General features: G+C 61.3%; 12 protein-coding genes. 6 read left to right on the top strand and 6 right to left on the bottom strand.

Features of this window, described 5'->3' with window-relative positions; translation table 11 throughout:
• Positions 1–6: 6 nt before the first annotated feature.
• Together rho and HY696_11345 are read right to left on the bottom strand one after the other, a co-directional pair.
• Positions 7–1257, bottom strand: coding sequence for a transcription termination factor Rho (gene rho / locus HY696_11350; protein ID MBI4238991.1), 1251 nt, complete (start codon positions 1255–1257; stop codon positions 7–9).
• Between the two features lie 160 nt (positions 1258–1417).
• Positions 1418–2374: a YcbK family protein gene (locus HY696_11345; protein MBI4238990.1), complete on the bottom strand. Its 957-nt coding sequence runs from the start codon at positions 2372–2374 to the stop codon at positions 1418–1420.
• 52 nt (positions 2375–2426) lie between these two features.
• On the opposite strand from HY696_11345, the gene HY696_11340 reads away from it, so the two are divergent.
• Both HY696_11340 and HY696_11335 read left to right on the top strand, forming a co-directional pair.
• On the top strand, positions 2427–3275 hold the full coding sequence (locus HY696_11340) for a diaminopimelate epimerase (protein ID MBI4238989.1): 849 nt from the start codon (positions 2427–2429) through the stop codon (positions 3273–3275).
• 33 nt (positions 3276–3308) lie between these two features.
• A complete protein-coding gene (locus tag HY696_11335) occupies positions 3309–4187 on the top strand; it encodes a 4-hydroxy-tetrahydrodipicolinate synthase (protein MBI4238988.1) in 879 nt (292 codons plus the stop codon).
• 79 nt (positions 4188–4266) lie between these two features.
• Here the strand turns inward: HY696_11335 and HY696_11330 are convergent, their stop codons facing one another.
• On the bottom strand, positions 4267–5538 hold the full coding sequence (locus HY696_11330; GenBank protein MBI4238987.1) for an ATP-binding protein: 1272 nt from the start codon (positions 5536–5538) through the stop codon (positions 4267–4269).
• A gap of 279 nt (positions 5539–5817) precedes the next feature.
• On the opposite strand from HY696_11330, the gene HY696_11325 reads away from it, so the two are divergent.
• Positions 5818–6795 carry a hypothetical protein gene (locus tag HY696_11325; protein MBI4238986.1) on the top strand — a complete coding sequence of 326 codons (978 nt, stop codon included), beginning with the start codon at positions 5818–5820 and terminating at the stop codon, positions 6793–6795.
• A 575-nt stretch (positions 6796–7370) separates the two neighbouring features.
• Here the strand turns inward: HY696_11325 and HY696_11320 are convergent.
• Positions 7371–7604, bottom strand: a complete 234-nt coding sequence (locus tag HY696_11320) for a ferredoxin (GenBank protein MBI4238985.1) — start codon at positions 7602–7604, stop codon at positions 7371–7373.
• A gap of 190 nt (positions 7605–7794) precedes the next feature.
• On the opposite strand from HY696_11320, the gene HY696_11315 reads away from it, so the two are divergent.
• Positions 7795–8937, top strand: coding sequence for an ATP-binding protein (locus tag HY696_11315; GenBank protein ID MBI4238984.1), 1143 nt, complete (start codon positions 7795–7797; stop codon positions 8935–8937).
• Positions 8938–8943: 6 nt separating this feature from the next.
• Here the strand turns inward: HY696_11315 and nth are convergent, their stop codons facing one another.
• Together nth and polX are read right to left on the bottom strand one after the other, a co-directional pair.
• Entirely contained in the window at positions 8944–9606 is a 663-nt protein-coding gene (gene nth, locus HY696_11310) for an endonuclease III (protein ID MBI4238983.1), read from the bottom strand.
• The gene (gene polX, locus HY696_11305) at positions 9603–11324 is read right to left on the bottom strand and encodes a DNA polymerase/3'-5' exonuclease PolX (protein MBI4238982.1); all 1722 of its coding nucleotides are present in this window, start codon (positions 11322–11324) and stop codon (positions 9603–9605) included. The genes nth and polX overlap by 4 nt, the downstream gene beginning before the upstream one ends.
• 42 nt (positions 11325–11366) lie before the next feature.
• Between polX and HY696_11300 the strand changes: the two genes are divergently transcribed.
• Together HY696_11300 and HY696_11295 are read left to right on the top strand one after the other, a co-directional pair.
• Positions 11367–11813, top strand: a complete 447-nt coding sequence (locus HY696_11300) for a peroxiredoxin family protein (GenBank protein ID MBI4238981.1) — start codon at positions 11367–11369, stop codon at positions 11811–11813.
• 85 nt (positions 11814–11898) lie between these two features.
• Positions 11899–14133, top strand: coding sequence for an SUMF1/EgtB/PvdO family nonheme iron enzyme (locus HY696_11295; protein MBI4238980.1), 2235 nt, complete (start codon positions 11899–11901; stop codon positions 14131–14133).
• Positions 14134–14177 lie beyond the last annotated feature (44 nt).

The following is a 14177-nucleotide window of genomic DNA, read 5'->3' as shown; positions in this document are numbered from 1 at the left end:
CCACTCCTACTTGTTCATGCTATCCAGGAATTCGCGATTATTCTTCGTATGACCCATTTTATCGAGCAGGAATTCCATCGAGTCGATCGGATTCAGCGGTTGCAACAGTTTGCGCAATACCCAGACACGCTTCAACACGCCATCTTCCAGCAGCAGTTCTTCCTTCCGCGTGCCGGACTTATTAATGTCCATGCACGGGAAGATCCGCTTTTCCATCAGCCGGCGATCGAGGTGGATTTCCATGTTGCCGGTGCCCTTGAATTCTTCGAAGATGACTTCGTCCATCCGGCTCCCGGTGTCGATCAACGCGGTCCCGATGATGGTGAGGCTGCCGCCCTCTTCCACGTTCCGAGCCGCGCCGAAGAAGCGCTTCGGTTTGTGCAACGCATTGGCGTCGACGCCGCCGGAGAGGATCTTGCCCGACGGCGGGACCACGGTGTTGTACGCGCGCGCCAGCCGGGTGATGCTGTCGAGCAAAATGACCACGTCGTGTTGGTGTTCCACTAACCGCTTCGCCTTTTCGATGACCATTTCGGCGACCTGCACGTGCCGCGAGGCCTGTTCATCGAAGGTGGAACTGACGACTTCGCCCTTCACGGAGCGCTGCATGTCGGTCACTTCTTCCGGCCGTTCGTCGATCAACAGGACGATCAGTTTCACTTCGGGGAAGTTCCCGGTCAGCGCGTTGGCGATATTTTGCAACAACACGGTCTTGCCGGCCCGCGGCGGCGAGACGATCAGGCTGCGCTGCCCTTTGCCGAGCGGCGTCAGCAGTTCCATGATCCGCATCGAGTAATTTTCCGGATCGCTGGTCTCGAGTTTGAAGCGTTGGTTCGGATAGAGCGGCGTCAAGTTGTCGAAGAGCAGCTTGGTCTTCGCCTTTTCGGGACTTTCAAAGTTGATCGTCTCCACTTTGAGCAATGCGAAGTAGCGTTCGCCTTCTTTCGGCGGCCGGATTTCCCCTGCGACCGTATCGCCGGTGCGCAGGCTGAAGCGACGAATTTGCGACGGCGAGACATAGATGTCGTCGGGACCGGGGAGATAGCTGTAATCGGGGGAGCGCAAGAAACCGAACCCGTCGGGAAGGATTTCCAAGACGCCTTCGCCGTAGATCGCCTTATCTTGGCTGGCCTGCGATTGGAGCAGCGCAAAGATCAGATCTTGTTTGCGCATGCCCGCCGCATTTTCGACCCGGAAGCCGTTGGCCATTTCGACAAGATCGCCGAATTTCATTCGCTTCAGTTCATTGAGATGCATGGGGGAGATCCTCCTTAAGGGAATGGTCAGTGAGTTGAGGGCGCAGCATGCAGTGGTCGTAGTCGGTCGGGCGTTATGAAATTCCTACATTCGGGGTGGTCTGTGCGGCGGCCTGCAGATTCAGATTCGGGCGGGGTTATGCTGTAAGCTGCCGAGATAGTCAATCATCGATTTGGAAAATATTGGACGTGACCTCCGCCGGCATCGCTTCCGACGGCCGTTCACAGAAACGGACCCGCAGCCGATGCCGGGCCCCACACCGGTCGCCGACTGCCGCCACCCACACGGGGCTCCGCGCCGCCGCCCGCGTCTCCAGCACGGCGCAGCCGTCTTTACGGTGCAGCACCCCTTCGCCGTACTGTAGCATCACCTCTCCCAGCGACGTGGCCCGCCCATCCCGATCACATTCGAGCGTGACCCGGAGCGGGACGGCCACGGGAAACTCGGTGATCCGCATCCAGCGCAGCCGCACCGGCTCTCCGGGGCGGTAGTGGTCATATTCGGTCTGCAGGATGATCTTGGCATTCCGCTGCGGCTCCCGACTCTCGGTCCCGGACGTCTGTTCGTCCCACTGCCGGACCGGGCCGGTGTCGAGGTGGACCTCTCGGCCGTGATAATAGCCCACGCCGCCCACTTCCAACGAGCGGGCATACGCCGCGACTTCAGCCGACGCCACACCGGCCAAGTGAAAGTCCACCGCGCCTCCCTCGATGTGCATGCTCGACTGCCCGGCCAGCTTGCCTTGTCGCCGCAGGCCATTATTCTCGGACGGGCTGCGGAAACCGGATCGCAACACGATCGCGCGACCGCCAAAATGGTCTTGGACCGCGTCGAGCAATTCCAGCAGCCGGAGTTCAATCCGCTCGGTGGGGCGGTCATAGGAGGTCCCGAAGAAGTTATTGATGGTGCGTAATCCCTCGGCCAGGTATTGCCCGTCGGCACCGCGATACCGGACCGTCGCGGTTCCCTTCCCCCGCGTCCCGGTCAGGGCCCCATCCCCCATGACCCGAAATCGACCGGCTGCGGCCGCCGCATATCCGGGAAATCCCACGGCACAGGCCAAGAAACAGCAGATTATCCGACGAATGAAGCCCATTTTCTTTGACAGCGCCCCCATGCGATTGCTACAAGCGGCTCCCGGTCCTTTATAAAGGAATATAAGGATAAGTATGGCCCAACGCTCACAAGCCCGTCCCTTTGTCAAGATGTACGCCACGGGCAACGACTTCGTGATCTTCGACCTGCGCGGTTGGACGCTGCAACACCCCGGACGGACCGCACGGCAGCTCTGTAACCGGTCCACCGGCATCGGCGCGGATCAAATGCTGCTGATCTCCACGACGCGCCGCAAAGACGGCGATTTCAAAATGCAGGCCTTCAATGCCGACGGCTCCGAGGCCGAGATGTGCGGCAACGGCATTCGGTGCGTCGCGAAGTATCTGTTCGACCGCAAAGAGGTCAAAAAGAAGAGCGTCAACATCGAAACGTTGGGCGGGTTTTACAGCGTCACGCCGATCGGCAAGCAATATCGCGTCAACATGGGCGTCCCCCAATTAAAGGGGAAAGAGATCGGCGTCAGCTTGAACGGCCGGATCATCAATCGCCCGCTGCGGATGGAAGGGCGCGAACTGCGCATTACCTGTTGCGGGATCGGCAATCCGCACTGCGTGATTTTCGTCGAAAATCCACAAGACTTTCCTGTGACCAAATTCGGTCCGTTGGTCGAGACCTATCATGCCTTTCCGCGCCGCATTAACGTCGAATTCGCCCGCACCGTCAGCCCGAACGAAATCGAAATGCGGGTCTGGGAGCGCGGCACCGGCGAGACCCGCGGCTGCGGCACCGGGGCCTGCGCGGTCGTCGTGGCGTCGGTCCTGAACGGCCACACCGAACGCGACGTGGAAGTCAAAATGCCGGGCGGCACCGTGAAGGTGAATTGGGACCGCGAGACCCACGAACTCCACCTGACCGGTCCGGCCGAATTGGTTTTTTCGGGGAGTGTGCCTGTAAGTGCGTAAAGGGGTGACTAGTCACCAAATAGGGGGCGTTTCATGTTCACTGGCATCTTCCCCGCCGTCATCACTCCGTTCAAAGGCAATGCGATCGACGAAGCGGCGTTTCGCGACCACGTCGAATGGCTGATTACCGAAGGCGTGCATGGCCTCGTGCCGTGTGGGACGACCGGAGAGGCCGGGGCGCTGACGCTGGAAGAATATGCGCGCGTCGTGCGATTCACGGTGGCACAAGCGCGCGGCCGCGTGCCGGTCATCGCGGGCGCGGGCGCCAACATCACCGAAAAGGCCACGCAACTGACCACGCTCTGCACCGAATGTAAAGCCGACGGCCTGCTGCACGTCACGCCGTATTACAACAAGCCGACGCAAGAGGGATTGGCGCAGCACTTCCAAGCCGTGGCCGCCGCGACACCGTTGCCGATCATTTTGTACAACGTTCCCGGCCGCACCGGCGTCAACTTGCTGCCGCCGACCGTCGCGCGCTTGGCGGGCATTAACAACATCGTCGGCCTCAAAGACGCCTCCGGCTCGCTGACCCAGGCCACGGAACATCGGGCCGCAGTGTCCGATACGTTCGCGTTGTTGTCCGGCGAAGATGCGCTCAACTATCCGCTCTATGCGATCGGGTACCAAGGCGCTATTTCCGTCACTGCGAACGTCGCGCCGCGCCGCGTGGCGGAATTGTGGAACGCGTGGCAACGGGGCGATACCGCCACGGCCGCACGCCTCCACCAAGCGCTGTACGCACTGAATCAAGCCCTATTCATTGAATCCAACCCGATCCCGGTGAAGACCGCGCTGGCACTAATGGGCCGCTGCGAAGAGGCCTGGCGCCTCCCCCTCACCCCAATGGCCCCCGCCAATCGGGACCGGCTGGCCGCCGTACTGCGCACCGCCCAACTCCTCGCCCCATAAAGTAATCGCAGTGGGGACAGGTACCTTCAAATGCCCACTCTACGGGCATTTGAAGGTACCTGTCCCCATTCAAATGAAGTTATGAACCGGGGGAATATGCCGGGCGATGGGCGAGATCTTCCGGATTTGGGGTACAGACGATCCGCGTCCCGCCACCGGATCGTGGTCCGAAGCTCCACGACCAGCCAAGTAAATCCATGGTGCGCACAAAATGTTCCAGGCCAAGACCGCTGCCAGTACCACGCGTCTGCGAACGCTGCGCAATCGCCGTCCAATCGGCCAACGCCACGGCGTCGATCACTTCCGGGGGAATCCCCTGCCCGTTATCTTCGTAAACTAACTGACCCTCCTTGAAGCTCAGCCGCACGAAGCGGCGCTGCGCCTCCGCCGCAGTCAGATCGAATTCATCCGCCCGTCCCTCCCATCCGTGGACGATTCCATTGGTCGCCAAATTGCGGAACACCTCCAACAGTTGCTCGGCCTGCGCGTCTGAAATGGTCACGGCCAATTGCACGTGCTCCAACCGGACCGGCTCCTCCTTGATCCCCCGCCGCACGGCCTCGACGCGCACCGGCCCCATCGCCGCATCTGCCAAGTGTTTCAACAACCGCGGCGTGGCGCCGAATGCCGGGAGGAGCCATGCGACCCACGGGAGATGCTGGGTCTCAACCTCCATCTTAAGCTGCAACATCATGAGGGACGTGCCGAGCGGCGCAAGCGTATTGTGCCGCACGATGTGGGCATACGTCGAAGGGGTGGGATACGCAGAAAAACGCTTCGCAATGTCATGTAACTCGCCCTTCAACCGATCAATGGCCTCAATGGCCGCTCGGAGCCACGGGATGACCAACGGCACCGACCCATCCACGAGCTGCGCCGTCATCTGCAGCAGCGTTTCAATCCGCGGCCGTAATTCACATTCGTAGCGCCGCTTCACCGCATCGACCGCCGCGATCCCGTCCGCTTCGCTCGGCGGAGCGCTCGCAACGGCCGTTGCAACGCCAGCAGACGCGCGCCCGTGACTGATCTGCGCGCCCCCCGCCTCTGCGTCGTTTGGCGTCGCCAATGCCACGCGCAGCGGACCACGCGGGACACCACCACGAACAAACATTCCAGATCCGCTCAACACCCACGCTGCCGCGACCGAGACACTTTCAGTCGCTGGCATATCTCCAAAACCCGTCGCCGCCAATTCCAACGCACAGGGATCGGGCGCGACATCATTATGATGAAAATGCCGCGCCAACCGCATGGCCAAGGTCTCGTATTGCCACGGGAGTACGGGCACGGCCGCGCCGCCAAAGCCGACTTGCACCAGACGATATCCGCCCCGATGGACGCCGATCGACAAGACGGGGTGGAGGGGTTGTCCCCCATGGGGTTGTGGCAGGGGAAGACGAACGTTGATTCCGGTCCGGCGTGCGATGCTTCGCACACGCTGGGTGCATATTACGGGGGGTCGGGCCTTCGCAATCCGTCGCATCGCAACCCGTTTGAGCTCGTCCTGCAGCCGGTATCAAATGACCATTACCAGTAGTATCGGTATTGTGGAAAAAAAGTTGCTAGCGAAAACGCATGATGGCTGTCAGTCGATTTGACAGCGCGAGCACTCTTCCCTATACGACCTCCCATGCAGATTCTACGCCCGTTCGGCAGTTTGGTGACCCTGTTCCTCATCGTCGCGCTCGCGGCCCCGTTCGTCGGCGCGGCCGCTAATCCGACCTGGGTCCAATCAGGCCGAAAGGCCGGCACTGCACCGAAAACGGCGCCGGCGAAGACGCCGCAGCCTCCGACCAAGAAAGGCACTCCCGCCGCGAAGGGGAAGTCCACCAAGACAGAGGCCAAGAGTAAGAGTGCCGCCAAGACGGATACGAAGAAGAAAAGTCACGCGGCGAAGGACAAAGCGCGCCCCGCCGCATCCCGTGGCAAGCGTCCACTCCCTGCGCTGCTCGAAAAACCGCGAAACATGCCGCTGCAGACCGCAATTCCCGGCGCTGTCGTCACGCTGCTGGCCGACGGCGAGATCGCTGCGGCCGTACGGCGTCTTTATTTGGAACCAGCCTCCGTACGCGGCATGATGCTGATTCGGGAAATGGAGCGGATCGGCGAGGCCCAAGCGGGCGTGAAGCCGGCGCCGGGCGACGAGCACCATTACTACCTCAACCTCGGCGTCGCGTATCACAACCTGATCCTCTTTCTGAAAAATCACGGGACGATGAACAAGCGGTTCGTCGGCAAAGCAACCCAAGCCTACAGCAAGGCCCGACGCGCAACGCGCGGCGCTCACCAATACGAAGCGGATCTGCTCACTGCGGCGCTGGCCGCCACGATGGGGAAAACCCGCGACGCCGAACGACGCGTGGCAAAGGTCAAACTCGACGAAGTGACCAAAGAATTCGGCGGCCTCACGGCCCTAATCAGCTATTACGCGGCGACGGGCGATGTGGCAAAAACGATCGCGACCCTGCAACAAGCGCAACCACTCGACAACAGCCACCAACTCAAGACGTGGGTCCAAATCGGCGACGACTTTTTCCCGCTCAAGAACGACCCCGCGTTCCAAGACCTGCTCGTGGAGTGGGCGGTTGCGAAGGGGAAGCGGAGATAACAGCACGCCATACGTATGCCTTTACGATCATCTGTCCACGCATTGCTGGCACACGAAGGGCCGGAGCCCCGGGCCGGCGGGCGCCAGGGTACGCTATCGCGGCGGCATCGAGCCGCCGCGCGCTCGCCCTCGCCGTTTTCGTCGTTAGATTACGCAAGGGGAAAACGGCTGCGAGAGCCCCTGGCGCCCGCCGGCCTGGACTCCGGCCATAAGACAGCGGTGCCTGGGTAGCCTCTTTCTTAAGATCAATGTTTATCGAGACACAAACCGGTTATGAGGAGTCGAACACTGCACGGCCTTCTCTCTTGCCCCCCGAAGCACGAAGGACATGATTCAATCTGATTGGTTGACTATCCGGATTGAAACGATGGTCCCGGGATGGGAGTGCGGGGGGCCTGCGGGCGAGTCTGAGCGAGGGAGTACTATGGTGTTGAAGCTCGACCGAGCGAGGTCTCAGTGAGCCGAGCGCCGTAACACGAGGCGAACGGCCCGCAGGCCCCCCGCACTCCCCTCCCGGAGCTGGGACTCAGTCTATCTTATTCTGGATGATCTGCTCATTTACTGTGTGCGACACACTACGTCCCATTACTGCCAATCGCTTCAACGGGGCACGCTTCGAGGGCTTCTTGGCATTGTTGACGCTCTTCGTCGGTTTCCGGTTGTTTATACACGAACGAATAGCCACCCGCTTCGTGTTGCTTGAAATTTGCCGGCGCCGTGTCGCGACACAAATTGCAATCGATGCACTGCGAGTCGACAAAAAACAGCCCCGCGACGTTCTCTTTGACCCGATCTTCTCGATTCGCCATACAAACGTTCTCCTCCCTGCGAAGTGAGGCATGATCCTACGCAGCCTGAGCCCACGACGTCAATGGTTTCTGCAATCACGTCCGCCAATGCGCGCCTGATGTTTTGCTAGCGAATTCGAATTGAAAGTGGTACTTTCAATATATGAACAATTTTGAAACATCTACTTTCCCTCGATCTGCCGTCTCGCGCTTGCAGCAACTACTCGATCGCCGCCAGTCGTTTCTCCTCTTCGGCCCCCGTCAGACGGGAAAATCCACGCTGTTGGAGGCCCTGTTCGCGCAGCTTCCCGCCGCGCAGTGTCTCACCTATTATTTCCAACTTCCCTCCCAACGCGAAGCGATCGAACAGGACCCCGAGTGCATCGTGCGCGAGGTCGAAGCGAAACGTTCCCGCACGCCGCTCTTCCTCTACATCGACGAGATCCAGAAAATCCCTGCCGTCATGGATCCGCTACAATTTCTCCTGGATCATCGCCGCATCGTTCTCGCCGCCACTGGCTCGTCGGCTCGGAAGATGAAACGTTTGCGCACGAACTGGCTCCCCGGCCGAGTGCAACTCCACTTCCTGCCTCCGTTGACATGGCAAGAAACTGGGTTCCCCCTCTCTCGGCTGGGAGAAATCTTGCGCTATGGCATGTTGCCCGGAATTCTTTCACAAACGGACTTCACGCAGCGCGAAGGCAATCTCAATGCCTATACACACCTCTATTTGGAGGAAGAGATTCGCGCCGAGGCAGCGGTTCGCAATGTGCCGCGCTTTACGCAATTTCTTCGTTTGGCTGCCCTAGAATCGGGTGGGGCGCCCAATTTCTCGAAGATCGGCGGGCGCATCGGACTGAGCCACACCACGATCCGGGAGTATTTTCAAATCCTTGAAGATTCGCTGATTATCCAACGCCTACCCGCCTTCGGCCAAGTGCGCGATGCCGTGTTCCGCACGGCGAAGTATTACTTCTTCGACCTCGGGGTCCGCAACGCCGCAGCGCAGATCGGGCATGGTCCCGGACTCCTCCCCCTCCAACAAGGCGTGTTGTTCGAGCATTTGATGGTCCTGGAATTGATGGCGCGGCGCTCCCCCCGAACGCAACTCTTTTATTGGCGGCATAAGCAGGGGGATGAAGTCGATATGGTGTTGGAGACCGGTCAACAGCGCATTGCTATCGAAGTCAAAGCAACTGCACGGCCCACACTCGCGGACACAAAAGGCCTGGCGCATTTTTGCAAAGAGTACCGGCCGCACGCTGCGTATCTTGTGTGCCAAGTGGCGCGAGCACAACGCATCGGACAAATTTTGGCCATTCCATGGGCCGAACTTTTCCAATATCTGGAGTAACGAAAGTTACTTCCTGCGCGCGCTCGGGCACAGCACGCTCAAGACGCATTCCGCGCAGCGGGGGCGGCGGGCGATGCAAACGCGGCGGCCGTGCCAAATGAGCGCGAGGCTGAAATCGTTCCAGTCGGATTGTGGCAACAAGGCCATCAAGTCCCGTTCAATTTTCTCCGGATCGTCGTATTGCGTGAGGCCCAAAAGATTCGAGATTCGTTTGACATGCGTATCGACCACGACGCCCGGAACCCCCCAACAGGCCCCGAGGACCACGTTGGCGGTCTTGCGACCCACGCCGGGCAACGTGACTAAGTCGTCGAGTCGGGGCGGCACTTCGCCATTGAATCGCTCCATGATGCCACGACAACAACCGATAATATTTCGCGCCTTGCTGCGGAAAAAACCGGTGGACCGAATCAGCGTTTCGAGTTCCGCCGTCGCGGCTGTCGCGAAGTCGGCGGCCGTGACATAGCGCGCAAAGAGTCGCGGCGTGACTTGATTGACGCGTTCGTCGGTACACTGCGCGGAAAGAATGGTCGCGATTAACAGCTGCAGCGGGTTGTCGTGGGTCAGCGCGACGTGGATCGAGGGATAGGCGGCGCGCAATAACGACATGATGCGGGGCGCTCGCCTTGTTGGTGGCTGGTGACTGGTGGCTAGTGGCTGGACCGTCATTGTCCGAGCCATCGTTCCACCGCGCGCGGCGTCCACGCATTCACGACGTGCGCCCGCGTCCAGCCGCCTTTGCGCGCGATCCCGACGCCGAAGCGGAGGTAGTCGAGTCCGTCCACGTGATGCGCGTCGGGCGAGATCATCGTGCGCACGCCGCAACTTTGGGCCGTGCGCGCCAGCCGCCAATCGAGTTCCGCGCGCTGCGGATTGCAATTCGTTTCCACCACGACGCCCTCCTCCCCCGCCACGCGCAACACGGCTTCGAGATCGACCGCAAACGGTTCTCGCGACAACAGCAGCCGTCCGGTCGGATGTCCCAACACCCGCACCGCCGGATGGCGCAGTGCGCGGATTACGCGCGCGGTCATTTCGTCGCGCGTGAGTGTGAAGTGGGTGTGAACGGACGCGATCACGAAATCGAAGCCGCGCAATAATTCATCCGGATAATCGAGCGCGCCGTCTTTCAGGATATCGACTTCCGTCCCTTTGTAGATCCGGATCTTGCCGTTGGTATTGAGCCGTTCAATCTCGCGCCACTGCTCGCGCACCCGCGCCGGTTCTAAACCGCGTGCGTAGGTCACCGATTGACTGTGATCCGTCACGCCGAGGTACCGAAATCCGCGTTCGGCCGCCGCGTCCGCCATCTCGGCCAACGTCGCTCGCCCGTCGCTGTATGTGGTGTGACAATGAAACACGCCTTGCAAGTCGTCGTACGTCAGCAGATCCGGCAACGCGCCGTTCGCTGCGTCCGCGATCTCGCCGCAGTCCTCGCGCAGTTCCGGCGGGATGAATGCGAGCTGCAACGCGGCATAGATTTCGTCTTCCGCCACACACGGCACGAGTGATTCGACAGTCCCGTCGCTCTTGAATAATCCATATTCGTTCAATTGCATCCCCATCTGCTGCGCGCGCGCGCGCAATGCCACGTTGTGCGCCTTGCTGCCGGTCAAGTGGAGCAACGCGTACGGAAATTCCGTTTCGGTCACACAACGCAGATCGGCGGAAAATCCGGGACGTAATTGCACGCTCGATATTGTCGGCCCGTGTTGCACGACCCGACCGACCAGCGGATGCGCGACGAACGCGGCCATCAACCGTTCCGCGTCGCGCGTACTCGCCACCAAGTCGATATCTTTCACGATCTCGTTGTGGCGCCGAATACTCCCGGCCACTTCGATCCGCTGCACTACGCGACTCCGCGTCAACGCGGCCGCCAGTTCATATGCGACCAACGCGACGCCCGGATACAAATGGCGTCCGTGCTGCGTGCGCAGATAGTCGATCCCGTGCAGGATCTTTTGCTCCGTCTTCTCGCCCATTCCGGCGACGGCGGCGAGCCGATGTGTGCCACACGCTTGGGCCAACGCGTCGACCGTCGTCAGCTGCAACTCTTGCCACAGCCGCCGCGCCGTCTTCGGCCCGACGCCGGGGATATCGAGCATCTCTACCACCCCGGGCGGAATCGTCTTGGCGAGCGCGTCGCACTCCTGCAACGTCCCGGTGGTCGCAAGTTCTTGCACATGTTCCGCCAGCCCCTCTCCGATCCCTTTGATGCTCGTGAGCTGCGCTGTGGCCAAGAGTCGCTCGAACGAGGCCAGCCCGCCGAGCACGCGCGCGCCGTTGGCGAGCGCGCGGACGCGGAACGGATTGGCGCCCGTCAATTCCAACAGCGCCGCGAATTCCATCAGCCGCGCCGCAATTTGTGACCGATCGAGTGGCATGGGACTTTCGCCTTAGCGTAGAATGTGCGAAAGGCGCAAGCAGTGGCTCCGTTGCAGGACATATTGGATCAGACGTTCGAAACCACACGTGGCGCGTTAGCGGTGCGGGCTATATTGGCCGCAGATCGGAACACGGTGTTTCTGTCATATCCGGGCGACTTCTCGCCGGTATGCACCAAACAATTCTGCACCTATCGCGACATGTGGGCGGCACTGCAGGCCGTGCCGTGCCTGTGGTGGGGAATCAATACCGGCACTGTGGAGCAACACACGAAGTTTCGCGAGACGCATCGACTGCCATTCGACTTGATCGCCGATCCTCAGGCCGTGCTGCTCCGCGCGCTCGGCCTTTCTTCCTGGCTGAGACCCAAACGCGGCGTCGCGCTCGTGACACCGGACGGCACGCTCGCGCACCAGATGAGCGTGTGGCCCTGGACCTACCCCACCCCGGACGCGCTCGCCACACTGGTGCGCGGGTGGATGGCGTAAACGCACGTTTCCCAGTTACCCACATTGATCCAGCAACTTTTTTTTCGCAGGGCCGATATACACGGAACAAGAGGAGAGCCACGTTATGAGTTGGAGACGCACGACACACATGCGACGCTGGGGAGACGGGGGGGGGCGGACTAGCGCGACCACTCGGCCTTCGTTACGGACGCGAACACAACCACCGACCGCTCCCCATCGGCCTCACCACCCGATCGCTCCGGATGCAGCCACTGCGCCACTCCTCCGCTGTGCCAACGGCGACACCTTTTCGCATGTCCCGGATCGACCAGTAACCTTTGCACACGCGCTGTCACCGTCCGAACCCGCCAGCACTCGCTTCGCCGCAGTGCCGCATTTCAGTATGAGCGGAGAGACCCAGCCACCTACACCGACCAGCGCTGAACCTGCTGTCGCGAATGAGACTGCAGTCCCGGTCACTGATGCCACCAGCCCGTCAACCGCTTTAGCGACCACGGCCTCGGGCCCGGTGGCGGCCGCGCCCCATCATGGCCTGTTATGGATTGCCGAGCGCTCCCTGCTGGACTTCGATCACTTGCGTCGAGTCGTGAACCTCGCCGCGGCCGAGGACCGAAGCGAGGTCATCCTGCGTATGATGTTTCCGCGCGACTTTCCGGAACGCTTTGCGGGCGACGAACTGCCATGGCAACAATTCTGTCAGATGTTGGCCGTCGATTGCGGCGACGTGATCCGCGCCGTCGACGGCCGGTATGAATTTGTGCGCGACCTGTTGCGCGGGCTGGTCTCCCGACTGGTCCACACCGTCGTGGAGTACCCCACCCACCAGTTGAATGCCGCCAGCGATCTACTGCTCTACATCCTCTCGATTACGCTGTTGGAGGTCCTGCCCGATCGTGAGCGCGAACTGGCCGTCCGCGAGATCCTCTATGGACTGGATGAAGCCACTCGTCGGACCGTGGTCGATGAGCCCTTCACCGTATTTGGACTCCTCACGCAGGGCCAGCAGATTGCCCTCGTCAATCTCCGCCGTTTGGCCGGCCGCGATCAACGCAGCGCCGGCGAGCAGGCCCAATTAATCCGCCAAGCGGAGCAGCAGGTCACGACCCAACATCAAGTGGCCTTCCTGCGGGGCCTCGACGCCGGCACCGTGCGTAACCGATGGTCCACAGTCGCCGCCGCGGTGCGCCATGTCTCGACTCTGGCCGCCACCGACGCGGTCCCCGCCCTCGCGGCCCTGTTGGATCTACTGCCGGAATCGGCGCACTGGTGGCAGATCCGCCGTCGGCAACGGCGCGCGTTGGTGATGGCCGCAATCGACACGTTGCGCACTGCACGGGCACAGGAAGAACGACAGGCCAAGGCCGCAGCCCAGCGCGCGGTTGGGAAGGCCGCTCCACGTGTGCGGCGCACGCCTTTCGCGCCCTCACCGAACCCGCTGCAACTGGCCGCGCCGAACACGGTCATGGAATATGGCACCGGGGATTTCATCGGAATGGTCAAAGTGGCGGGAATGACGGGCTTCACGAGCCGCGGTGTTGACGGCAGCCTCCATGTGGTCGCCATCGCGCCCTTCTACTGTGATCCCCATGTGGTCACGAACGAGGCCTTCGATGCCCATTGCGGCCGTTATGCCACGAGGCCCTTCGCGGTCTTCGGTCAGATCGACGGGCGCTACTCCGTGCTGGTCGGCGGCTTCCGCAACGAAAACGACGCGGAGGCGTGGATTCGGCAGAATCGCAGCGAGCATCGTTTCCATGCGTACGCGATGCAGGTGGAGCGAATTGTCCCCGTCGCCACGCAACGGCGGCTGCCCCAATCTCATGGCGCTCCCAATCAGCCGGTCGTCAAAGTGACCCTCTGGGAGGCCCTCTTCTTCGCCTTTTCCGCCGGCAAACGGCTCCTCACACTAGCCGAATGGCAATATCTGGCGACCGCCGGCGGGAACAACCAGTTCGGCACCCGCAGCGGCGAACTACGCGCCGACGAAATGGCGATCGGCACCAAGCGGCCGTTGTCCGTCGCCACCGCACCGGCCAATCCGTTGGGGATCCACGACCTGGTCGGTCCGGTCTATGAACTGACCGCGGAACTCGACGGAGACAGACTACCCGTCGTAGTTGGCAATGCGTATCATATCAATCCAGACTCCGATCCGCTGAATGAGTGTGACGACGCGATCGCCGTCGATCAAACGGTCCCGGATATCCGCGATGTCACCGACCGCCGGTGGCACCCCGCGCAGCGCTCCAAGTTCATCGGCTTCCGTTGCGCCGCCGATATCCCGGCGGAACCGCACATGCCAGACTGTCCCCCACCCCCGGCAGGCAACATGCCATAAGCACGACGGCGTGCGCGTGTCCTCGTTCGCGGATTTGGAGCCTC

It is taken from the genome of Deltaproteobacteria bacterium (assembly GCA_016210045.1).
In the GTDB taxonomy this organism is placed as follows: Bacteria; UBA10199; UBA10199.
This window is presented reverse-complemented; position numbering and strand designations above follow the sequence as displayed.